General features: G+C 49.4%; 20 protein-coding genes. 11 read left to right on the top strand and 9 right to left on the bottom strand.

Annotated features, from left to right (window positions below; all coding sequences use genetic code 11):
- Positions 1-210: 210 nt before the first annotated feature.
- Together BZG74_RS14625 and viaA are read left to right on the top strand one after the other, a co-directional pair.
- Entirely contained in the window at positions 211-1,878 is a 1,668-nt protein-coding gene (locus BZG74_RS14625) for an AAA family ATPase (RefSeq protein ID WP_077773256.1), read from the top strand.
- A complete protein-coding gene (gene viaA / locus BZG74_RS14630) occupies positions 1,865-3,349 on the top strand; it encodes an ATPase RavA stimulator ViaA (RefSeq protein ID WP_077773257.1) in 1,485 nt (494 codons plus the stop codon). Before BZG74_RS14625 ends, viaA begins: the two co-directional genes overlap by 14 nt.
- Here the strand turns inward: viaA and BZG74_RS14635 are convergent.
- From BZG74_RS14635 to BZG74_RS14650, 4 genes are all read right to left on the bottom strand, one after another.
- Positions 3,327-4,229, bottom strand: a complete 903-nt coding sequence (locus BZG74_RS14635) for an EamA family transporter (protein ID WP_077773258.1) — start codon at positions 4,227-4,229, stop codon at positions 3,327-3,329. The genes viaA and BZG74_RS14635 overlap by 23 nt on opposite strands.
- Before the next feature lie 132 nt (positions 4,230-4,361).
- Positions 4,362-5,156 (bottom strand): ABC transporter ATP-binding protein, encoded by a 795-nt coding sequence (locus BZG74_RS14640; protein WP_077773259.1) that lies wholly within the window; start codon positions 5,154-5,156, stop codon positions 4,362-4,364.
- Positions 5,153-6,064: an ABC transporter permease gene (locus BZG74_RS14645; RefSeq protein WP_077773260.1), complete on the bottom strand. Its 912-nt coding sequence runs from the start codon at positions 6,062-6,064 to the stop codon at positions 5,153-5,155. Before BZG74_RS14645 ends, BZG74_RS14640 begins: the two co-directional genes overlap by 4 nt.
- Before the next feature lie 24 nt (positions 6,065-6,088).
- Positions 6,089-7,057, bottom strand: coding sequence for an ABC transporter substrate binding protein (locus tag BZG74_RS14650; RefSeq protein WP_077773261.1), 969 nt, complete (start codon positions 7,055-7,057; stop codon positions 6,089-6,091).
- Between the two features lie 505 nt (positions 7,058-7,562).
- On the opposite strand from BZG74_RS14650, the gene nhaD reads away from it, so the two are divergent.
- Positions 7,563-8,993, top strand: coding sequence for a sodium:proton antiporter NhaD (nhaD, locus tag BZG74_RS14655; protein WP_077773262.1), 1,431 nt, complete (start codon positions 7,563-7,565; stop codon positions 8,991-8,993).
- 106 nt (positions 8,994-9,099) lie between these two features.
- Here nhaD and BZG74_RS14660 read toward each other — a convergent pair whose 3' ends face one another.
- The 4 genes from BZG74_RS14660 to BZG74_RS14675 are packed head-to-tail and all read right to left on the bottom strand — an operon-like array spanning position 9,100 to position 12,519.
- The gene (locus tag BZG74_RS14660; RefSeq protein WP_046075962.1) at positions 9,100-9,540 is read right to left on the bottom strand and encodes a universal stress protein; all 441 of its coding nucleotides are present in this window, start codon (positions 9,538-9,540) and stop codon (positions 9,100-9,102) included.
- Positions 9,541-9,561: 21 nt separating this feature from the next.
- Entirely contained in the window at positions 9,562-10,845 is a 1,284-nt protein-coding gene (locus tag BZG74_RS14665) for a TRAP transporter large permease (protein WP_077773263.1), read from the bottom strand.
- Positions 10,846-10,861: 16 nt separating this feature from the next.
- On the bottom strand, positions 10,862-11,437 hold the full coding sequence (locus tag BZG74_RS14670; protein WP_046075960.1) for a TRAP transporter small permease: 576 nt from the start codon (positions 11,435-11,437) through the stop codon (positions 10,862-10,864).
- Between the two features lie 56 nt (positions 11,438-11,493).
- The gene (locus tag BZG74_RS14675; RefSeq protein WP_201247396.1) at positions 11,494-12,519 is read right to left on the bottom strand and encodes a TRAP transporter substrate-binding protein; all 1,026 of its coding nucleotides are present in this window, start codon (positions 12,517-12,519) and stop codon (positions 11,494-11,496) included.
- A 590-nt stretch (positions 12,520-13,109) separates the two neighbouring features.
- Between BZG74_RS14675 and ppiC the strand changes: the two genes are divergently transcribed.
- The 8 genes from ppiC (at position 13,110) to BZG74_RS14710 (ending at position 22,300) form a co-directional block, all read left to right on the top strand.
- The gene (ppiC, locus tag BZG74_RS14680; RefSeq protein WP_077773265.1) at positions 13,110-13,391 is read left to right on the top strand and encodes a peptidylprolyl isomerase PpiC; all 282 of its coding nucleotides are present in this window, start codon (positions 13,110-13,112) and stop codon (positions 13,389-13,391) included.
- Between the two features lie 157 nt (positions 13,392-13,548).
- On the top strand, positions 13,549-14,700 hold the full coding sequence (locus BZG74_RS14685) for a GGDEF domain-containing protein (protein ID WP_077773266.1): 1,152 nt from the start codon (positions 13,549-13,551) through the stop codon (positions 14,698-14,700).
- A gap of 232 nt (positions 14,701-14,932) precedes the next feature.
- Positions 14,933-16,282, top strand: coding sequence for an alpha-amylase family protein (locus tag BZG74_RS14690; RefSeq protein WP_077773272.1), 1,350 nt, complete (start codon positions 14,933-14,935; stop codon positions 16,280-16,282).
- 74 nt (positions 16,283-16,356) lie between these two features.
- On the top strand, positions 16,357-16,494 hold the full coding sequence (locus BZG74_RS15640) for a hypothetical protein (protein WP_158012909.1): 138 nt from the start codon (positions 16,357-16,359) through the stop codon (positions 16,492-16,494).
- A gap of 370 nt (positions 16,495-16,864) precedes the next feature.
- The gene (locus BZG74_RS14695; protein WP_077773267.1) at positions 16,865-18,394 is read left to right on the top strand and encodes an ABC-F family ATP-binding cassette domain-containing protein; all 1,530 of its coding nucleotides are present in this window, start codon (positions 16,865-16,867) and stop codon (positions 18,392-18,394) included.
- A gap of 144 nt (positions 18,395-18,538) precedes the next feature.
- Positions 18,539-19,186 (top strand): hypothetical protein, encoded by a 648-nt coding sequence (locus BZG74_RS14700; protein WP_077773268.1) that lies wholly within the window; start codon positions 18,539-18,541, stop codon positions 19,184-19,186.
- Positions 19,183-19,941 carry a DUF3307 domain-containing protein gene (locus BZG74_RS14705; protein WP_077773269.1) on the top strand — a complete coding sequence of 253 codons (759 nt, stop codon included), beginning with the start codon at positions 19,183-19,185 and terminating at the stop codon, positions 19,939-19,941. Before BZG74_RS14700 ends, BZG74_RS14705 begins: the two co-directional genes overlap by 4 nt.
- 199 nt (positions 19,942-20,140) lie before the next feature.
- Positions 20,141-22,300: a S9 family peptidase gene (locus BZG74_RS14710; RefSeq protein ID WP_077773270.1), complete on the top strand. Its 2,160-nt coding sequence runs from the start codon at positions 20,141-20,143 to the stop codon at positions 22,298-22,300.
- Between the two features lie 106 nt (positions 22,301-22,406).
- Here BZG74_RS14710 and BZG74_RS14715 read toward each other — a convergent pair whose 3' ends face one another.
- Positions 22,407-23,174 carry a siderophore-interacting protein gene (locus BZG74_RS14715; protein ID WP_077773271.1) on the bottom strand — a complete coding sequence of 256 codons (768 nt, stop codon included), beginning with the start codon at positions 23,172-23,174 and terminating at the stop codon, positions 22,407-22,409.
- Positions 23,175-23,197: the final 23 nt, after the last annotated feature.

Genomic DNA, 23,197 nt, shown 5'->3' on the forward strand with positions numbered 1-23,197 from the left:
TTGAGAGTGATCTATGTCACTATCTGACAAGTGCGCTAATGATATATCGATACATAAATTAATACTAGTTTACATAATAGTGTGTTTTTTGTGCAGTTAGTCAGCCGGTTAATGGCAAATAGCCCTTGGCTTGCCATGATTAAGCAACTACCGCTTCGTGGTTATCAAGCACAAAAATGCCCTATATAGCGATGAAAATCGGAGTGTCACTTGTCTCAGAATCTTGCCACCGTCAGTCAACGTGCTTTGCTACCTGAGCGTATAGCCAGCCTCATCAATGCGCTTTCCAGTGGGGTGTATGAGCGCGAACATACCATCAAGATGTGTCTGTTGGCCGCGCTTGCCGGTGAAAGTATCTTCTTACTTGGCCCGCCTGGGATCGCGAAAAGTTATATCGCCAAACGATTGATCGAGGCGTTTGATAACAGCCAATTTTTTGAATACTTGATGACCCGGTTTTCCACGCCGGAAGAAGTATTTGGTCCGCTCTCGATTCAGGCGCTAAAAGATGAAGGCAAATACGTACGCCTGACCGATGGCTATTTGCCCAATGCCGACGTGGTCTTCTTGGACGAGATATGGAAAGCAGGGCCGGCTATCCTCAATACCTTGCTGACCGTGGTCAACGAACGCACCTTTAAAAATGGCGAGCATGTCTATCCTGTTCCTATGCGTTTATTGGTGACCGCGTCCAACGAATTACCCGAGCCGGACAGTGGACTCGATGCCCTGTACGATCGTATGTTGCTACGAGTATTCGTCAATCGGATCCAAGAGAAGAAAAACTTCAAACTGATGCTTACCGAGCCCAGCCAGGATGAAGCAACGGTGGCCGATAAGTTGAAAATTAGCCATCAAGAATATCAGCATTGGCAGACCATTATTCCCACTCTGGATCTGCCTGATGCGATATTCGAAAAGCTCTACACCCTAAAACAACGGGTAGAAAATGCCGGCAGTGAGCAATCACAGTTCGACCCAAGTGAGCTTTATGTGTCTGATCGGCGCTGGAAAAAGGCGGTGCGTTTGCTAAAAGCGGCCGCTTTTTTCAATGGTCGTGACGAAGTCGCCCCACTGGACTTATTATTACTGGAAGACTGCCTATGGCATAGCCCAGAATCGCGAGATGTGGTGCAAACGGTGATGCAGGCATTTGCCAAAGAAGTGCTGTTCGATCAACAAGAAGTACTCGCCTTGCTTGATGACGTCAAAGTGGCGTTAGAAGAGATTGAGCAAGATACGGCTGAGGCGTTGACCTATCGACAAGACGCGGCAACGGCAGGGCTCACGCGCAAAGCGGCGATTGACGTGAGTCAGTCGCCTCGCTTCACGGTCAACCAAAGTCGAGATTTGGTTCGTTTTGTCCTACTTCGGGCCAACCCATCGGTGTCAGAGCAAGAAAAAGGTGACAGTCGCTGGGTGTATCTTGATGCGGCCGACATTGAGAAAAAGTTGAAAACAGGCAGCACAGACTTGTATGGCTATGTGAATAAAAACAATCATCTGTGCCGGCTCACGTTAGAGTGGGATGCGCAGCACGCCTTGGTCATTAAAGATATCGCTAATCGACCTGTACCTATGGCCTTGGTGGGGGTTAACGATCCCAGCGAATCGCAGCTAGCAGATTGGAAGCAACAAACCGATCATGCCCTTGAGCAACTGCAACACGCACAGTTTTTGATTCGTCGTGCTCGCAGCCAACTCAATGCTGGGTTACCGCATTTATTTGCGCAACCGGATCTGCTGGAAATCGCATCAGCGAGTTTGGTGGATGTGGAACATGAGGTAAAAACGCAGATTGATAACCTAGAGCGTCAAGTTAATCGTTTAGCACGCCTAGATGAGTTCTTCTCAGGAGCGAGCCATGCTGAGTGCTGAGAGCTTGAACATGGGTTTGATGCTCGCTGAGTCTGGGTTATTGGATGCGGCGATGACTGAACTGATGTCTCACCCCCAGTTACTGGTATTGACGGAACGAAGCCCAGCGATTAAGAGAGCCGTCAAAAAACAGCTTCACCGCTGGCGTGGGCAAACAAAACGCAAGCTGGTACAGCAAGGGTTGTCAGCTTCCCTGAAGCAAGAAATTCAATACTACGAGCAGGCCACCGAAAAAACCGCGCGCGCATTTGAAAAAGAGATTGGTACTTTACTGAGCCAATTAAAATCGGTTTCTTCGTTCTATCCGCAGGCGGAAAAGCTCGCCGCCCATCAAGCTCAGCACGCCGACCCTATGTTTCAGTCGTACTTTTGCAATAAATGGCACGCGCATTTAAAAGCAGAAATACAAAAAAACCAATCCGAGAGTGTTGAGGCGCAAAAACAAAAGCTACTTGAAGACTTGTACCGCCGGATTTCAACCTATCAGCAAATGGATGGTGTCGATCAGTCGGGCGATATCAGCAAAGTGGGGCGGCTGTGGGATATGGCAGCGAGCTCTCTTTCTCAGCAAGACGTTACCTTGCTTAAGAGGTTTATTGTTTTTCTAGAGAAAAATCCAGAGCTTCAGGCAATCGCGGAACAACTCGGGCGCATGGCCAATCAGGTGAATCTTTCTGGGCCAAGCCAACAGCCCACCGAAACACTGAAAACGAAGCCCGAGCGCCAAGTAGATGTTCCCGATGATATTACCGGCATATGCCAAAGCGATCGGGTTGATCGCTTGTTGCCCAATGAAGCCGTGTTGCTCGCGGATCCGGCGCTTGAAGTGGTGTTTTACAAGCAATTGGTAGACAAACAGCTCCTCAATTATCAGTTTTCCGGCAAGGCCTATCGTCGTAAAAAAGTCGAGACACAGGCGCCGAGTCAATCTAAGCCTGAAAAAAAGAAAGGGCCGTTTATCATTGCGGTGGATGCTTCAGGTTCGATGAGCGGTTTTCCAGAGCAGTGTGCTAAAGCCCTCGCGTACGTGTTGATGCGAATTGCCGCTACTGAGCATCGAGACTGTTACGTGATGCTCTTTTCCACTGACCATATTAGCTATGAGTTAACCGGTGAACGCGGTTTGCAAGAGGCGATGAGCTTTCTTTCTTACCGGTTTCACGGTGGCACGGATATGACGCCAGTGATTGATAAAGCGCTCACCCTGATGGAAAGCGATCGCTATCAAAACGCGGATCTAGTGGTCGTGTCGGATTTTATCGCGCCTAAGCAATCGGATGCGATGATCAACAAGGTTGAGGCACTGAAAGCCAAGCATAATCGCTTTCATGCCGTGAGCTTGTCTAAGTATGGCAATCCAAGCCTAATGGCTATGTTTGATCACTGCTGGCGATATCAGCCGTCACTCGGTGGCAGGTTGCTTAGTCAGTGGTGGCCGGGCAAATCATTTACTGGGCAGAAGTCGGTTTAGCAGGCGCGGTTAGCCCCAACCAGCGGCCAATGCGTCGACCCAACACAGACAGACTTAAGCCAGTAACAATCAAGGCAGCCCCGATCCACTCAATCATCGATAAGGTTTCTCCCAACCCTATCGATGCGGCCGCCATGCCGACAATCGGGATCAATAGCGCGAACGGGGTGACCGAGGCCGAAGTATGCTGGTTCAGCAACCAGCCCCAGATGGCGAACGCTACCAGTGTAGACAAGTAACCCACATAAGCTATTGATATCCATCCGGATAACGGTGTCGCTTGTAACAGCGCAAGAGGTTGGTGACTTTCAAACCAATACGAGAGGGCAAACAGTGGTAGCGGTGGGATTAAGCTTACCCAAACCATAAAATGCATCAGGTTAACGCCTGGCATTTGTTTCATCACCATGTTAGCAATTGCCCAGAAAAAGCCGGCGGCAACAATCATCGTTACGCCGGTGAATGTCGCGCTCCCCGTTGAAGTGACGAAGAAGAGCCCAAAGCCGGCAAAGGCAACAACAAGCCCGATGCGTTGTGACACGGTAATATGCTCTTTAAGGAGCAGTGCGCTTAGCGCAATGGTAAAAATAACTTGTGATTGTAACAGCAACGAGGCGATACCCGCAGAGGCATCGTCTTGCATGGCGATAAACAGCAAACTAAATTTAATTACGCCCAGGCTCAGTCCCACGGCGAATAGTTGCCAGAGTTTTACCTTAGGACGCGGAATAAAAAATACCGCCGGCAAGGCGACGATAAAAAATCGTAACCCTGAGAACAAAATGGGTGGTAGGGTTTCCAGCCCAACTTTAATGATGGAAAAGTTGACGCCCCAAATTAGCACCACCAATAAAGCGAGCAGAACGCTTTTAATGTTCATAGCCAGTCCCTTACTAAGATAGGGTTACCCTAGCATGGATGGCTGTTGGATACGAAATCCTTGGCAGGAGGGTTGGAAAACTAGGCGCTTACCATAACAGCAAGCGCCGTAGCCGCATAACGAAGCCACCAGTTAACCAAGTAGCAAGCTGTCGTCGGCAAGAGTCTCCCCACGCACTTTATTGAACATTTCTAGCAAGTGGGGCACATCCATATTCTTACGCTCGTCACCGTGTACATCTAGGACGATATTGCCTTGGTGTAACATCACGGTGCGATCGCCACAGGCCAAGGCATCTTTCATTGAGTGGGTGACCATCATTGCCGTGAGGTTGAACTCATTGACGATGGTTTTGGTCAAATCAATCACGAACGCGGCCATACGTGGATCCAGCGCTGCGGTGTGTTCATCAAGCAGTAAGAGCTTACTGTCTGACAGTGTTGCCATGACCAAACTTACCGCCTGGCGTTGGCCCCCTGAAAGCAGGCCGATGCTGTCACCGAGCCTATCTTCTAACCCTAACCCCAAAATCGCAATGCGCTCTTGGAATAATTGACGCCGTTTACTGCCAAGCGCACGTGTCCAGCCCCGGCCTTTTCCACGCCGATAGGCTAGGGCTAAGTTTTCCTCAATGGTTAACGAGGCACAGGTGCCCGCGAGTGGATCTTGAAACACCCGAGCGGCGAGGGTGGCTCGTTGGTGAACGGCTTTTTTAGTCACATCGATGTCGTCAATCATGACCTGACCACCAATCATCGGGGTTTCACCTGTCACTGCACCCAGCAAGGTCGACTTCCCCGCGCCATTGGAGCCAATGATGGTGACGAACTCCTTTTCAGGGATGGTGAGGCTGACGCCGCGTAACGCGCGGTTCTCCAGCACAGTGCCTGGATTAAAGGTGACTTGAATGTTGTTAAGCGTGATCATCCTGACACCTCCGCCTGCTTCGCACGTTTTGACTTTTGATACTGCTGGCGCATTTTGGGCGCAATCAATGCGACGGCAACCAACACTGCGGTCACCAAGTTGAGATCGGATGCCTGGAGACCAAACATTCCGCTCGATAAGGCGAATGCGACGGCGAGACGATAGAGAATAGAGCCAACGATAACCGCAACAACGGCCACCCACACTTTACGTCCAGGGATGAGCGTTTGTCCCAAAATCACTGCAGCGAGCCCCACCACAATGGTACCGACGCCAGAGGTGACATCGGCAAAGCTGTTAGTTTGCGCAAATAATGCCCCTGCAAAGCCGACGAAGGCGTTGGATAACGCAAGGCCAAAGTAGGTGTACATCGCGGTACTCCCGCCTTGGGCTTTTACCATGCGTGCATTGACGCCAGTGGCGCGTAGCCCCAAACCGAAATCACTGGCCAGTAATCGGATCACCAGCAAGCCGCTGATAACCACTAACACTCCAACCACTAAAGGGCGCAAGTAAGCGGGTGCTATCCCCAGTGATTCAAAGGGAGTCAAAATGGTTTCTTCCCCGAGCAGCGCGATGTTCGGGCGCCCCATAATGCGTATGTTGATAGAGAAAGCGGCAATCATGGTCAAAATACTCGAAAGTAAATTGAGGATGCCGCATTTTACGGTCAAAAAGGCGGTGACGAGTCCTGTCAATCCGCCGGCCAAAATGGCCACCGCTGTTGCCAACCAAGGGTTGTAACCGGCAACGATCATGGTCGCTGCAACGGCAGCTCCCATTGGGAAGCTGCCGTCAACGGTCAGATCGGGGAAGTCCAAAACACGGAAGGTTAGGTAGACACCGAGTGCGACCAAGCCATAAATCAGCCCAACCTCTAAGGTGCCGAAGAACGCAATTGCAGTCATTTACTACTCCAAGACTGATACAAACTAGTCTACGATGCGTGAGGCGCGATCTAAGATAGACGCAGGCACTTCGAGGCCGAGTTTCTTAGCCGCTGCGCGATTGACAGCAAGGTCTGATCCTTCCGCCACTTTGGCTGGCAACGATGAAACAGGCTTGCCTTCGAGTACAGCAGCGACATAGTCGGCGGTTTGCACGCCAACTGAGTAGTAATCAAAGCCCAATGCAGCGACGGCACCATTAGGGATGTAAGAGGTTGAGCCACCGATAACCGGCGTGTCCGCTGCATTAGCGGCGGCAACCAAGCCATCGATAGCGCTAGCCACGGTATTATCGGTCGGGGCATAAATCACGTCTGATTGTGTCGCAACCACTTGTGCTGCCGATTGCACGTCGGCACTCTTCAGTGCTGTCCCTTCGTTCACTTTTATCCCATGCTGTTGCGCCGCTTCTTTGAGAAGTTCAACTAAGGTCACTGCGTTTGCTTCGCCCGGGTTGTACACCACGCCGATAGAGGAAAGGTTGGGTAAAAGTTCTTTGGCAAGTGCGACGTGTTGTGCCACAGGGGAAAGATCAGATAGCCCTGTCACATTGCCGCTGGGGGCATCCATGTTTTTGACCAGCTTAGCGCCGACAGGGTCGGTCACGGCGGTGAAAATCACTGGCACATCACGGGTAGCGGCCGCGAGTGCTTGTGCAGAGGGCGTCGCAATCCCGACAAGTACATCGGGTTGTTCGCCGACATACTGGCGAGCGATTTGTACCGCAATAGCGGGATTACCTTGTGCAGTTTGATATTTAAAATCGAGATTCTCGCCCTGGGTATAACCTTTAGCAATTAGGCCATCCAATAGGCCATTGCGGGCGGCGTCTAGCGCAGGGTGTTCCACAATCTGAGAGACGGCGACACGCGCCGTTTCAGCCAGGGCGGAAGTGGTCGTTCCCACTGACAGCGCGGCCGCGCAGACAATGGCAGCGAGTTTAGGTGCTTTCATAGTGACTCCCTTCTTCGAACGATGCATCCCAGCAAGATAGCAATGATGCGTTTGCGATGTTGTGTAAGTGTTATTTTTAGTTTTTTCAATGAGGATGACTAAAATCATTCACTTTTTATTTAAATCTAGTCGATTTTTGCTGACTATGACAGCGATTACCAACTAGTAAGTTGATATTATTAATCTTGACAGTAACCCATGTCACCTCTTTTTTACGGTTGAAACGTGCTTAGTAATAGACGTTAACGCCATATTTGTTAATATTATGTTCGCTTTTGTTCTGCGGTGACCTAGCTGTGCAAAATAAACAATTGATACATTGCACGATTGCCACAGAGCACGCTTTTTAAACTGTCTTTTAATGGTGAGAAATGTGTCACCACGCCGAGGCGACGCGATTTGTCTCTATGGCGGGTGGTCGGTCAATAAACAGTCGGAAACAGACTGATTAACACGACGTAATTGTCATATCAGAAGTAAGGAAACAAAATTTGGAGGCTCAAGGATGAAGCGTTTGGTTGCGGCGTTGGCAATGGTATCGCCAACGGCTTTTGCCGCTACGACAGGAGAAGGGCTGGATTTAACTCAGTCCTGGGTGGGCTATGCGTCTTTGGCAATCTTTGCGGTTGCCTACAGCTTAGTGATGCTAGAAGAAAAGCTTCACTTGCGAAAATCGAAGCCTGTTTTGCTGGCGGCTGGCTTGATTTGGCTGCTCATTGGTTTTGCCTACTCTCAATGGGGCAATATGGCACCGGCGCATGCCGCGCTAGAGCACAATCTGTTGGAGTACGCCGAGCTATTACTGTTCTTGTTGGTGGCAATGACCTACATCTCGGCGATGGAGGAACGGCGTCTATTCGATGGCTTGAAAGCGTGGATTTTGAGTAAAGGCTACGATTTGAGAAGCCTGTTTTGGATTACCGGGATCCTATCTTTCTTTATCTCGCCAGTGGCGGATAACCTTACCACTGCATTGTTAATGTGTACCATTGTGTTAAAAATTGGCGGTGATAACCCTCGGTTTATTAACCTAGCTTGCATCAACATTGTCGTGGCGGCAAACGCCGGCGGTGCTTTTAGTCCCTTTGGTGACATCACTACCTTGATGGTGTGGCAGGCGGGCAAAGTGACCTTTGCCGAGTTCGGGGCCTTGTTTATTCCGTCTGTGGTCAACTACGTGATCCCTGCCTTTATCATGTCGCTCTTTATCCCACGTACACAACCGGATGTGATGCAAGAGCATGTCGAGCTCAAACGCGGTGCTCGCCGCATCATGGTGTTGTTCTTGCTCACTATTGCCACTGCGGTTGCTTTCCATGGCTTTATCCACTTCCCGCCCGTAATGGGAATGATGATGGGCTTGGCCTACCTGCAGTTCTTTGGTTTTTATCTGCGCCGCACGCTTCCGCGCTCGTTAGCGCGTAAACGTGCTATTGCTGAGGCGAAGAATGATGAGGCGGCACTCCGTCGATTAGGCTCTGTGGTGCCTTTTGATGTCTTCCGCCGGATTTCCCATGCTGAGTGGGACACCTTACTCTTCTTCTATGGGGTGGTGATGTGTGTTGGCGGCCTTAGCTTAATTGGTTACCTATCGCTGGTCTCGAATGTGATGTATCTCGAGTGGAACCCTATTTGGGCGAATACCCTCGTTGGCGTGTTATCAGCGGTGGTGGATAACATTCCGGTCATGTTTGCGGTATTAACGATGAGCCCTGAAATGTCGCACGGTAACTGGCTATTGGTGACGTTAACGGCGGGTGTTGGTGGTAGCTTGTTGTCGTTAGGCTCAGCGGCCGGGGTGGCGCTAATGGGACAAGCACACGGTAAATATACCTTCTTTGGCCACCTAAAATGGGCGCCGGTGATCATGTTAGGTTACTTGGCCTCTATCGGCGTACATCTGGTGCTAAATAGTCATTATTTCCACCTGCAATAAAAGAGCATGAAGCACTAAGTAAAAAGGCCAGTATCGTCCGATACTGGCCTTTTTTACTTTCATTTCAGCGTAAGTTGCAACGTGCCAAAAACGCTACCGTAAGCGGTTAAACCACCATTGTTGGGCAGTGCGCACGGCCAGCAACACGGTGGGAGACACTGCCGAGAAACATACCATCTTTATCTGAGTGGGTGCCATGCGCGCCCATCACAATCAAATCCACCTCTTTGCTTTTGGCAAACTTGATGATGGTTTTGGAAGGACGTCCGCCTTTGACAAACCCACGCACACTCTCGCCACCGTTTTCGACTGCATGTTGTTTGGCTTGCTCAACAATGTTGCGCGCGTATTCGCTCAGGGTCTGATCTGGGATCTGCAATCGATCGGGGCGCACCATCGATAGTGAAGCCTCAAACAAACTGTGATGTTTAAACACACACAATAAGTAGAGCTCAGCATGAGTAAGTTGTTGCAACTCAATCGCTTTATCTAACGCATTTAACGCAGAATATGAGCCATCGACGGCAACCAGTATTCGTTTAAACATCCAATCACTCCTGTTGTTTAGTTACCCAAACGCAATATCACGCAGGAATAACGCAATTTGAGGGAACATCACCAGTAACGCCGCTGACAGAAGCAGCATTGCAATAAATGGCCCCGTTCCACGGATAACTTCCCAATAGGGTTTTTTGAAAATCGCAATAGCGGTGAAAATATCACAGCCAAACGGAGGCGTTGCTGAGCCGATCGCCACTTGCAAGGTGATCACAATCCCGACGTGTACAGGATCAAGACTAGTGGCTTCTATCGCAGGTGCAAATATAGGCGTGAGCACCAAGATAACCACAATCGGGTCAACGAACATACAGGCGACAAAAAAGGCAATTGAAATGGAGGCCAACACACCCATTGGGCCCATTTCACTTATGCCCACCGCCTCGAGAATGGTTTGCGGGATTTGCGCGAAAGAAATGATCCAAGAAAAACCGTTGCCCACGCCGACAAGAATAAAGACCACAGCGGTAATTAGACCTGTTGAGCGTGCGATGGTGAACACATCTTTGCTGCTAAGTGAGCGAAACACGCCAAATTCTAAGATCATCGCATAAAGCACACACACCGCCGCCGCTTCCGTGGGACTAAAGACACCGCCATAAATCCCGCCGACGATGATCAGTGGGAACATCAGTGGCCACAAGGCTTTGCGGGTGGCGGTTATCCGTTCACTCCAGCTCGCTTTAGGCTCAGTCGGCACTTTGTGGACAGTGGCGTAATACAAGCAGTAGAGCGAGAAAAAGGTCAGAATCATTAACCCAGGACCAATCCCAGCAATAAATAGCTCGGCAATGGAGGTTTCTGAGATCACCCCGTAAATGATCATCCCGATGCTGGGTGGGATCAAAAAGGCGATATCACTAGAGTTGATGATCAACGCGAGCGAAAAAGAGTCGCTGTAGCCGGCTCTGAGCAGCTTTGGACGCAATGCCGAGCCAACGGCCACCACGGTCGCTTGTGTTGAGCCAGACACGGCACCAAATAGGGTACAAGAGGTGGCGGTACTGATCGCCAATCCGCCACGGATATGACCAATAAAGGTCATGACCATATCAATCAAGCGGTTAGCGGATTGCCCCCGCGTCATAATGTCGGCGGCGAGAATAAACATAGGAACAGCAATCAGTGAGGCAGGGCGGATGCCTCCCAGCACTTGCTGAATAAACGTGTCCATTTGACCAACGCCGCCAAACATCATGTAAAAACCGGTTAGCGCGGCAGTAATCAAAGGGACCATCATTGGAAAGCCAAGCACGAGCAAGACAATCATGATGAGCATTAACGTCATGGCCATAGTGGTAGGTGCCTATTTAAACTTCACTTTCTGTCTCAGCGTAACCATCGAGGACGCCAGCGGAGAGGTAAACATCGGGTGAGGTGAGATTTTTATAGACAGTCAACCAGTACTGGATGCCGGTGACGATAAAGCCGAGTGGTACCCAGATATAAATCCACCAAATCTCGAAGCCAAGTGCTGGCAATATACGACCGCGGTCATAAACGGAGACAATGTATTGATAAGAAAAATACGCCAACACCAGCATGATAAGGCCTGTGATCAGCGCAATGCTTGTCATTAAAATTTTTCTACCTTTGAAAGGTAGGGTGTCATACAGCGCAGACATACGGATGTGGCGACCATGACGCGCCGCGTAGCCAATCCCTGCAAAGGTGATTAAAACAATTAAAATGCGATTGATTTCGCCAGAAAAAAATAAGCCCTGCCCAAAACCAAAGCGAGCAATAACGTTGACACAGGTATTAAGGGCCATTAGGAGCACACCAGCGGCCAACATGAAGGACTCGATTTTACAAATCAGGGTATCCAGTTTGCCAAGGAGGCCGGGAAGCTCGGAGTGGTACGTGAGAGAGTCGGAATCGGTCATTACGTATTCCTCGGGTAAACAGGCACCGCATGACACGGTGCCTGAGTGATTAGCGACTAGTTAGTAACAGCGTCCAAGTCTTTCTTAAACTGGTTAAGAAGTGCTTTACCGCTTTCACCGGTCATTTCGTAGAAGGTTTCCTCTACCTGTGGCGCACGTGCTTTAAACTTCTCGATTTGCTCATCAGTCAAGCGTGTCACAGTGACTTCATCACTCGACGCTTTGATTTTCTCAAGCGATTCTTCAGCCAAGCCACGGATGTGTTCAACGGTTTGGTTAAACGCATAGTCAGCGGCATCGCGGATCATCGCTTGCTCGTCAGATGACAAGCCGTCAAAGAAGTCTTTATTTGCCATTGAGGCGGTGGTAAACCAGCCGTGGTGCGTAAAGATCAGGTTAGGTGATACTTCGTACAAACCGCCTGACTCAATCCAGAAAATCGGGTTTTCTTGGCCTTGGATCATATTGGTTTGGAGTGCACCGTATACTTCACCCCATGGCAATGGCGTTGGCGTTGCACCAAAGGCTTCATACGTTGATGAAAGCAGTGGGTTAGTCATGACGCGAATTTTCTTACCTTGAAGATCGGCAGGCTCAGTCACAGGCTCATCCGCCGTCATCACCATTTCGCCTTCAGGGTACATCTTAAGCAGCTCAAGGCCTTGCTCTTCATACAGCTCGGGGAAGTCTTCATTTACCGCTTTACTCTGACGGAAAAACTCAATCACGGTTTCCATATCCGTCGGCATCAGGTAAGGGATAAAAAAGATTTGTGCTTCTGGAATTAACGAACCGGTAAAGCCAGGTGATTGGTTAACAAACTGAAGGATACCTGCCTGCGTTTGTTCCATGATGTCGTCGGATTCACCGAGTTCACCGAAACGATAAATCTGCAGCGTATGCTCAGAGTTATCCTCAATATACTCCTTGAACTTGTGTGCATAGACGTCTTGCACGTCACCTTCGTACTCCTCGTGGGCATAACGCCAAGTGTCGGCATTGGCCATGGCTGAGAAGCCTAACGCGGCGGCAACGCATGAAATTGCAGTCAATTGCTTAAGGTGGCTGTAAATGGACATCATGTCCCTCCGATATGTGGATTAGCTTTCACTCGTGGTTAACGAGAGTGTGATTGAGATCGGTTTCTCATCGAGTGAGGTGGCAGCAAGTGCCTGTCTCTCCTATACCCGTAAAAGCATCTGCCGATGTTTTTTAACAAATAGCAGATAATACAGACAGCTTAACCATCAGAGGTGTAAATATTAAAGTCAGATGAATATCAACGTGTCAGCAGTGTGACTTAGATCTCTTTTTAATACTTTTTATGACGATAAACATGGCTCCCTTCAACGTGTCGTTATTCATTAAAATGCGATCAAATCAGCGTTTTAAGGAGTGTTATTGCAATAGAAACGGATAGAAATCAATAGCAGTCGGTTATGACAAAACTGAATAGAGCTGGCACCAAAAAGGTTGGAGGAACTAGGTTTTTTCTATTTTATACTTCCACCTCTAATGAATTGTTGCTGATTTTTCGCGCTAGTCTTCATATTTACCGAGATCATTGGCTAGACGCCCATCGCGTGCATTGGTTCTGGTCGCCGTACAATTCTTGTTATCCGGTTGAAGAAATCCGGTATACTGAGCGGCTTTAGTTTTACGAGGCAGCCCGATGGCCAAGAAAGCAGCAGCCCTTCACATACTGGTAAAAGATAAGTCGCAAGCAACCTCTTTGCTTGATCAGCTTAAAAAAGGGGCAAACTTCCAAACGCTCGCGAAAAAGTACTCGCAATGCCCGTCGGGAAAACGCGGTGGTGACCTAGGCGAATTTCGTCGCGGTGATATGGCACCGCCTTTCGATAAAGCCGTTTTCAGTGGCGAGTTATTGCGCCCGCTCGGGCCGATAAAAACCAAATTCGGCTGGCACATTATCAAAGTCTTGTATCGCAACTAATCCTATCGCTCACGATCTATGGATAGCATCGGCGCGAGGACGCTGAAACTGTCATAAAGATTAACCGCCATAAATTGAAGTCGCGCACATTGATTACCGGTAAACGGCCACGGATAAAGTGGTAAAATTGAACTGTGCCCTAATTAACGTATTCCTGATGTTTAAACTTGATGCACCGACACTGCTCATTACTCTGACTGCAATCCAATGGCTGCTGGCGGGTTTTTTGTTGGTTCAAAATCGTAAAGAGCCTGGTATCAATGGGTGGGCGGTGTCTCTGTTTATCCACGGTTTTAGCAACCTATTCTTATTTGCCCGTCCGCATCTTCATCCTTACATCGGGATCGTTTTTTATAATGCTTGCGTGATGGTGGCCTTTTCGTTTAGCCATTGGGCGTTGGGACAAGTGTTTGCGCGCTATGTGCCACGTTGGCAGTTAGTGCTGCCCGTGATTCTGTCGGCGGTACTTATGTCATCACACCTTGATGACATTGGGAGTCGCGTGGTTTACGCGAGCTTGATCGTCAGTATGCAGTTAGGGCTGATGACACAAACCATTGTAAGTAGTACGAACATAGGGGGCCAGCGTTTAAAGCGTTGGCTCATCATGGTGATGGGTGGATTCAGTGCTGCCTATGTAGGCAGGGCGACATTTGCCCATTTCTATCCTGATCTATTTACTCAACTGCTGGGCACCTCGCTCTTACAAGCAGGGCTGATTTTGTCGGGCATCGCCTACAGCGTGATCAATACCCTGATTATCTTTATGTATAAGCTGGAGCGTGTGCACGAGAAGCTCCACCGCGAAGCGACTCGAGATAGCTTAACGGGGCTGTTTAATCGCCGCGCCTTTTTGGCGAGAGCGAAACGGCGTGTTGATACAGCCGCTTTTCCAATCAGCGTGTTGATGATTGACTTGGATGATTTTAAAGCCATCAACGACTCATTCGGCCACTCGGTTGGCGATAATGTATTGATACATTGTGCAGACGTTTTCGAACAAGTCATTGATGACCAGGGTGTTGTTGGACGTTTGGGCGGAGAAGAGTTCGCGGTCGTGCTGCCCTACTGTGACAGTGCTAATGCACAACGGTTATCTGCAGAATTACTGTACGCTGTTCAAAGCAGTGGCTCAGAGCTTGAAATGAGCTTGTCTGCCAGCATCGGAGTGACGACCACCATCGAGGTGCTCGACATTGATTGCTTATTGGCGCAAGCGGATGATGCCCTCTATTGTGCCAAGCATGAAGGGAAAAACACATTTAAGGTGCACCCCCCTACACGCCATTCCCAGATCAAAGCTGGTTAAGAACCAGCTTGAAGAGCCAAACCCATTTCGTTCCCCACTGTTTCGACATCCGTTATAAAGGCCAGCGAGGGTTGCTTAATCCTCAGCTAAACAATGACTACGCCTTGCTTATCATCCTCATACAAATGGTCAAAGGAGGAGGGCTGCATGTGTATAGCGCTTATAATTTTGACCATTGAATAAGCCCATCTATAACGAGAACACGGTGATGCGCGAACGCGATGAGGAAGACATGAACGGTTTACAAGACACCCAATCATCAGGCGCCAATGTTATTTTGCATGCTTTTGATTGGAAATATGCGGACGTTGCCCAACGCGCGGCGGAGATCAGCGCGCTAGGGTATGGCTCGGTGCTGGTGTCTCCCCCGATGAAAAGCGAACAAGACGAACGCTGGTGGCTTAGGTATCAGCCGCAAGATTATCGTGTAATTGAAAATGCGCTTGGTAACACCACAGACTTTAAAGCAATGGTTGCAGCGTTAAACCGTGTTGGCGTGCTTACGTATGTTGATGTGGTCTTCAACCATATGGCCAATGAAGCGCATATTCGCAGCGACTTGAATTACCCCAGCCAAGCAGTGATGGCGGCCTATCACGCGCACAAAGACCACTATCGCACATTGACCTTGTTTGGTGATTTATCCGAGCCACTGTTTACTGAGCATGACTTCGTCGAAGCATTTGGCATACAAGATTGGAAAGACACCTGGCAAGTACAAAACGGGCGCATTAGCGGTGGCGCGAGCGATCCAGGCTTACCGACACTGCGAGTGTGTGATCATGTGATAGCGCAGCAACGCGCTTACCTCAAGGCGTTAAAAGCAATTGGTGTAAAAGGTTTTCGGATTGATGCGGCTAAGCACATGACCCTAGAGCACCTCAAGCGCGTATGGACCGATGATATTACCCATGATGCGCATATTTTCGGCGAAATTATTACCGACGGTGGTGCGAGCAAAGAAGAATATGAACTCTTTCTGGCTCCTTATTTACAAGAAACATGTTTAGGTGCTTACGACTTTCCACTGTTCTCAACGCTTTATCAGGTTTTATTCAACCAAGGCAGCTTCAAATCCTTGATTGACCCTTATTGCTTCGGCCAAGCCTTATCGAAAGGGCGCGCAATCACCTTTGCCATTACCCATGACATTCCCAACAATGATGTATTCTTGGATTTGGTGATGGACGAAGCGAGCGAGTGGCTTGCTTACGCGTATATCTTGGGGCGTGATGGTGGCGTCCCACTGATTTATACCGATCTTGATACCAGTGGTATCAAAGGGTTGAGCGGCCAACCGCGGTGGCTAAACGCGTGGCAAGATCCAAAGATGGTGCAAATGATTGCCTTTCATAATTTAACCCATGGTGAGCCCATGAGCGTCTTGGAAGCGACCGATGATTGGCTAGTGATTCAACGGGGCGAGGCAGGAATATTGGTGTTAAATAAATCCCTGGAACCGCAATCACTCTCAGTGACACTGGAAAGAGATTGGACTGACCTGCTCACGGGTGTCACGCTCTCGAGTGGGCAACATATTGATGTCGCCGCCCAATCGGCGATGATGCTCGTGCCGGCGTAATGCTGTTGCGAGCGGCCATTCTATTGGCGATAAAGTACTGATTCATTGTGATGACGTGTTTGAACCAGTGATTGATGGCCAAGGTGTTGTTGGCCCAAGCCGATGATGCGCTTTATCAGGCGAAGCATGATGGAAAAAATACCTTTAAAGTGTACGTCTCGGCACTGGAAAGTGTCTCTCATGACGCCGAGCATATACCTAATATCGCTTGATGTATGCATATCTAGATTTCATGCACAAAATTGACTTCACCGATGAGGTTCATTATTCTCCGACGCTCATGTTGATATTTCGACTCTCTATTATGGCTTATATTCTATTTAAGAACTTCGTAAGAAGGCTGGGCTTCGCGCAAATACACGATGAAGTGTTGCTCGGAGCTTAACATCAAATCTTCATCAGATATTGTCATACGCCATCCGCGTAGGGCTCTCAGTATCTGATGTAAAGACGCGATAGAGAGTGAGGCCGGTGATGCTCCATCACCGGCCTTTTTGCATTCTGATCACAGCAGAATGCATTCATTTTAATGATGACGAAAGGCCGGTACTTGTTACCGGCCTTTTTTTATGGATAAGAAACATGAGTTTATTAGTAATTGAAAACCTCCGTTTTCAAATTGAGGAAAAAGTGTTGTACCAAGGTGCGAGCCTAGTGCTACATCATGGTGAACATGTTGGCGTGACGGGTGCGAACGGGGTGGGGAAAAGTACCCTGTTAAAAATGCTGCAAGGGGAACTGCTGCCGGATAGTGGCGAGATTGTTTGGCAACCGAATATCCAAGTCGGTTATTTAGACCAGCATTTAACGTTCGACCCAACACTGTCTATCTATGACTTTATGGCGTTGGCATATCGCGATCTTGTTGAGGTTGCGCGAGCGTTAAATGCTATCTACGCATCGATGTCGGTGGACACGTCAGACGCGGTGCTTGCCAAAGCAGCACGACTGCAAAGCCAATTAGAGGCACAAGATTTTTACCGTATCTCCCATCGTATCGAGCAGGTCTCGGCTGGGCTGGGTATCGCGCCGTTGGGCATGCAAACCGCAATGGGCCAGTTGAGTGGCGGTCAACGGCATAAAGTGATGTTGGCAAAGTTACTGCTGGAACAAGCCGAAGTGATGTTACTCGACGAGCCGACTAACTTCCTCGACGCTGAGCACGTTGCTTGGTTGGCGGAGTTTCTAAACCAGTATACGGGTACCTTTATGGTGGTGTCGCATGATGAGGCTTTCCTCGAATCGATCACGACGGCGATTGTTGATATCGACCAGAGCAAGATACGCAAATACAGAGGAGCGTATCAGCAAGCGATGGCACAAAAGGCGCAGCAAAGTGAAACACGGCACAAGCAATACCTCGCACAGCAGAAGAAAATGGATAAGTTGGCCACCTATATTCGCAAGAACGGCGCAGGTGTGAATGCGCGTATTGCCAAGGGGCGCAAGAAACAGCTTGCGAAAATGGTGCCGATTGAAAAAAATCAGACGCGTGAGCCGGTAAGCTTTGCGTTCCAATACAAACCATTACGGTCGCAACATGTCTTGGCCGCCAAGGAGTTGCAGATTGGCTATCGAACGCCGCTTTTGCCGCCGTTGTCACTTCAGATTCAACGGGGCGAAAAAGTCGCGATTATTGGCTTCAATGGCTTGGGCAAATCGACATTGTTAAAAACCTTACTGGGGGAAATCCCTGCACTACGGGGCCACATTGACACGGAAAACGGTATACAGTGGGGATATTTTGAGCAAGGCTTACACTGGCGCTTTCCGGAAAGCTCTCCGGTTCAGGCCGTGTGTGGGGTAGGCCAGCTCACAGATAAAACCGCGCGCCAGACGCTGGCTGAATGTGGTCTCAGTGGTAAAAAGGCGGTGCGGCCATTGCATACATTGAGCGGGGGTGAGCAAACCAAAGTAAAGCTTTGTTGTTTAGCCGTGATGGCAACCAATGTACTGGTGTTAGATGAGCCCACCACACATCTTGATGTCGATGCAAAAATGGCGTTGCAGCACGCCCTTAAAGCGTATGTAGGCACCGTAATTGTGGTTTCTCACGAGCCACAATTTATTGAGCACTGGCCGGATAAGGTGATCGATATGACCCAGCTTTAGTAGCTAACGCGTTGGTAATAGTCTCGTCAGTAACAGCGAGGTCGCGTGATGCGGCCTCGCTTATATTTTTGCTATTTATGGGTAAATTTGTATTTTTTGCTAAAAAAGGCTAAATTTGGCGGGGTTGGTTAACAGGGACGAATAATGGCTACAGAAAGCGAGGCACCCATTGCGGTGATCAGTGGCGATCTGGTGGATTCGACCGCCTTAAATCGAGATGAGTATGAGCGAGTACTGGCGCAAATCAAAACCATACAAGCCCATATTTCACAAGCGCATAGCGCTAATCAGCACAGCATTATACGCGGTGATGAGTTTCAATCTGTGATCCATGATGTGGCGAACGCGCTTCATTATGTCGTGATGTATCGTGTTGCGATCAAAGCATTGGGAAAACCGTTTGATTGTCGCATCAGCTTTGCGATTGCCGAGCAAGCGGATTTGCGTGAGGCGGTGGCAGAGTCGATGGGACAAGCGTTTGTGCTATCTGGTCGCGGCTTAAAAGCAATGAAAAACCAGCGGCTGGCTTTTTTCTGCGCCAATACCGATCTTGAAGACAGATTTGCATTGCTGATCCGTTACCTTGACCGGCAGCTCAGCGATGCGACGTCTCGTCAATGCGAAATGATGCTGCCTTTATTACAGCGCGATCAACCACTCGCGTATGGCGAGTTAGCGGCCGCACTTGGGGTCGCGAATGCAACCGTGAGTAAGTCCCTTAAAGCGGCGGGTTGGGGGCTTATCGAGGCATTGTTGGCCGAGTTTCAGCAAGCCGTGGAGGCACACGTATGATGGCCTTCCTTTCTTTGCTGGTTCCCTTGTTACTGACTCATCTTATTTATGATTTCTATCTACAGCCTACGAATTGGTGGACGAAATCGACACCACGCGCGCGAATAATGGATTGGGCGGTAGGACCGCTCCTCTACGGTTTATGTTTACTGGTACCTGCGGTATTTTGGACTCAAACCGTCTCGCCGCTGTTGGGCGTATTGGCGGTTGGCATAATCACCAAGCGCGTAGTGGCAGTGCTTGATGGCCAACTTGTCGCTCAGTCATCACTGGCCCGTTTCTCGGTGAGCCAAGGCATACACCTTTTGGTACTAGGGCTCATTGCCCTGAGTTTTGTGGCGCAGCCACCTTGGGTTGGGCTGACCGAGATGCCTCTATTCAGCGAGATCGTCGTGATTGGCACGGGCTATTTATTGATCTTAAAGCCGACATCAGTATTGATTGGTCATGTGTTACAGCGCTTTACGGTCACGTTAGACTCACCCTCTGATCATCAACATGATTATCATGGCCTCGTAGCTGCGGGGGCGTTGATTGGCTATTTAGAGCGTATCTTGATCCTGACCTTTACCTTACTTGGCAGCTATACGGCCGTCGGTTTTGTGCTGGCAGCTAAGTCGATTTTCCGCTTTGGTGAGCTGACGCGGTCTGCGGATCGCAGCCTGACCGAATACGTTTTAATTGGCTCGCTATTATCGGTAGTGATCACGACATTAGTGGGCGTTGTGATCACACAAAGCCTCATTTTGCTTTAATTAACCTTCTATGGCTAAAATATAAGAATTAGCCTTTTTTAGCTAAAAGATGGACGGATATTAAGAAACGATGCGTCAGTCGTTTAGTGAACGATAAAAAGAACATTATTTATTGGAACTTGTTGGGTAACTTCAGGTCGGTAACAAAATGCTTATTTGTTAACATACTGCTATGGCTAAATAAACCTGAAGGAAAAGTATGCCTAGACACATTTTATTCACCGGAGCATTGGCGGTGTCTTTGCTCTCAGGGTGCAGTTTTCAAGGAGAGTCACACGTGAAAGCTTCCAGCCCAGGCGAACTGAGTGCGCCTGTCGCGAAAAAAATCCCTCATGAAATGACCATTCACGGCGACACGCGCGTGGATAACTACTATTGGATGCGTGACGATGCACGCCAAGATCCCGATGTGATCGCCCATCTTAATCAAGAAAACGCTTATGCCGACCAGGTGCTCGCGCACACTGAGCCAATGCAGGCCAAACTATTCGATGAAATCAAAGGGCGTATCGTCAAAGACGATGCCTCGGTGCCCGTCAAAAAAGGCAGTTATTTCTATTCCAGCGAAGTGGAAGGGGATAATGAGTACCGTACTTACGTGCGAGCGAAAGACTTTGCCGGCACCGACAAAACGGTAATTTTGGATGTCAACGCGCTCGCGAAAGGGCATGAGTTTTACAGCATTGGCCAACTCAGTGTCAGCCCAAACGAAAACCTATTAGCCTATGGGGAAGATACCCTTAGCCGCCGCGTTTATACCATTCAAGTCAAAGACCTCACCACCGGTGAGTACCTCGATGATAAGATTGAAGGCGCCTCGAGCAGTATTGTGTGGCAGAACGACAATCAAGCCTTCTACTACATCAAAAAAGATCCGCAAACTTTGCTGGGGTATCAGGTGTATCGCCACCGTCTGGGCACGCCGCAATCCGCTGATGATTTAATTTACGAAGAAACGGATACCAGCTATTACACCGGCTTGAGCAAAAGCAAAGACGGTGAGCAGATCTTTATTTGGCACTCCAGCACTGAAACCAGCGGCGTATCGCTCGTGGATGCCAATGATCCGAATGCCACCGCCCAAGTGTTTTATCCGCGAGAAACCGGCATCGAATATGACGTGGCGAAGCGTGGCGAGTGGTATTACATCTACACCAACTACCAAGCGGTGAACTTCCGCTTGATGAAGGTACACCAAAGCGAGCGTGACGATCGCAGCCAATGGCAAGATGTGATCGCGCCAAATGATAAAGTGCAGTTGGTTGATTTCACTTTGTTCGACAACCACTTGGTGTACGAGCAGCGCGAAAATGGCTTGCCGCGTACCACGGTGCGTAACCTCACCACTGGGGAGGAGTATCAGCTTACGTTTAACGACTCAGCTTATGCGTCCTACCTGACCGGCAATGCGGAAATGGACAATATCGCGGTGCGCGTGTATTACACCAGCTTGACCACGCCGGGCACCTATTACGAGTTTGACTTGGCGTCGGGTGAGCGTGAAATGCTCAAACAAAACCAAGTGCTGGGCGATTTTAATCCGGACAACTACCAATCCGAGCGGGTGATGATCACCGCACGTGATGGTGCAAAAGTCCCTGTGTCTTTGGTGTATCGTAAAGACCGCTTCAAAAAAGATGGTACCAACCCGATTTATCAATACGGTTACGGCTCCTACGGCGCCACTATGGAGCCCACTTTCTCCACCACGCGTTTAAGCTTGTTGGATCGCGGCTTTGTCTTCGCGATTGCGCATATTCGCGGTTCTGAAATGCTAGGACGCCCTTGGTATGACGATGGCAAAAAACTCAACAAAAAGAATACTTTTAACGACTTTATTGATGTGACTAAAGCACTGACCGCGCAAGGCTATGGCGATACTGACAAGGTGTTTGCGGTCGGCGGCTCAGCCGGTGGCTTGTTAATGGGGGCGATCATCAACCAAGCGCCAGAGCTGTATTTAGGCGTAGCCGCGCACGTGCCGTTTGTGGATATCGTCACCACCATGTTGGATGAGTCGATTCCACTGACCACCAACGAGTATGATGAGTGGGGCAACCCGAATGACAAAACTTACTACGAGTACATGCTTAGCTATTCACCGTACGACAATGTCAGCGCGCAAGATTACCCCAACTTGCTGGTCACCACAGGCTTGCATGACTCACAAGTGCAGTACTTTGAGCCAATGAAATGGGTCGCAAAACTGCGTGAGCTCAAAACCGATAACCATACATTGGTGTTTAAAACCGATATGGAAGCCGGCCACGGCGGCGCATCGGGGCGCTTTAAGCGGATTAAAGAAGATGCATTGGAATATGCTTTCTTCTTAGATTTACTCGACAAACAGGGTAACTAAGTTGACGACTAAACGTTGAAGATCGAAAAAGCGCCGCTAGCGGCGCTTTTTTTATGCGGGTAGAGACGCGATAAGCACGCTCACTGCAGGTAAAAAGTGATCAGGTTTACTGATTGTTCTCCGCATCTTCGCGCTTGATCACCTTGTGGCCTTCTTCGGTCACGCCATTTTTCCAATAGCTGCTGATGTAGATAAACTCGCGCTCAACATCACGATCATTGCGGAAGTACTGACGCAGTGCGCGCATGCTTTCAAACTCACAGGCACACCACACGGACACTTGCCCGGCTAACCAAGGCTGAGCTTTTACCGTCTCGGCCAACGTCGGGGTGGTCAGCCAAATAATCTCCATCCCCGCGGGGGCGTCGAGTGGTTGAGCATCCTCTGCGGTATCGAGCTGGATCACTGCATAACCTTTGGCATCGTGAGGCAAGGTCTTGATCTTGGCCGATAGTGCCGGCAACGCGGTCATATCGGCCGCCATAAAGAACCAATCCGCATCGCGATTAATCGGCGCAATCGTCCCAGGGCCGGCAATATTAATGGTATCGCCCACTTGGGCATTCAGAGCCCAGCGCGCGGCAAAACCACAGTCGGCTTGCTCGATTTGATGACGAACCATATCCACTTCAATTTGCTGCTGGCTAGGCATAAAGCGGCGAATGGTGTAGGTACGCATCACGGGGCGCTCGCCTTCTGCTAATCCGCTCAGATCGGTGTTTCCCGCTTTATCAAACAGTAACTTGATATAGCCGCCTTCACAGTCAGCGGGGAAGTTCGCGAATGCGTCGCTTTGTAAGGTCAAGCGTTGCATATTAGGTGTGACGGTTTGGGTATCGATAACGTGAGTGAGGTGATAGTTTGGCTGTTTCATATTATCTAACTTAAAATCATTAT

This window comes from Salinivibrio sharmensis, assembly GCF_001995985.1.
Classification (GTDB): domain Bacteria; phylum Pseudomonadota; class Gammaproteobacteria; order Enterobacterales; family Vibrionaceae; genus Salinivibrio; species Salinivibrio sharmensis.